The 661-nt window shown below is 66.0% G+C and carries 1 pseudogene; it reads right to left on the bottom strand.

The features are described from left to right. Window positions 1-400, bottom strand: a pseudogene (locus tag JC607_RS25225) (hypothetical protein); the annotation flags it as partial. Window positions 401-661: the final 261 nt, after the last annotated feature.

Raw genomic sequence — 661 nt, 5'->3', positions numbered from 1 at the left:
CCCGCCCTTCCCCGTCCGCATCACTGGCGAGCAGAACGTCGATCGCTCGCGCGACAGGATCTTCAGCTATCCGGCCGATGCCTACCGTCAGCGCGAAGGATTGCAACAGCGAACCCTGAGCGAGACTGCGCTGCCCAGACAGGACCGGTTTTGTCAGCACCGGGGCCACCCGATCGTATTCGGGAACGATCACCGTTAGCGCCTGTCGAGTGATCGGCGTGGTGAGGAATTCGTGGTAGTTCCGCCGGGTCTGGAGCGACATGCGCGGTTGCTCCCTCAGGGACAGCGGCGAGGCACGCCGGTGTCGCGCCGTCAGCAGCGCCAGCATCTCGACCGGGCCGAAGCCCTGCTGCCCGACGCCATGCGCCCAAGCCTCGAGAACGGTCGCACCGGCTTTCACAGCCCTCTCCAATGCGGCCATCGGCCCGTCGCCCAGTATGGCCGGAAGTGAGCCGCCGGCGGCATCCTGTAAGTCCGCAACGTGGACCGCACAGTGAAAGGCCCAAGGCAGCGCCGAGGTTCTTCGACGGATGTCCGATGGGCAAGCCGGGCAACGACGTCCATGCGCGCGCGCGATCATCATACGCGCTTCAGGCCGCAGATCCCAAAACGTCATCGCCCGCACAGCTTCAGGCGAAAGGCCAGTCCGTGCCGCGATCAG

It is taken from the genome of Paracoccus sp. IB05 (assembly GCF_016405985.1).
GTDB lineage: Bacteria > Pseudomonadota > Alphaproteobacteria > Rhodobacterales > Rhodobacteraceae > Pseudogemmobacter.
Note: the sequence above shows the minus strand (reverse complement) of the source record. Positions and strands in the feature narration are given on the sequence as shown.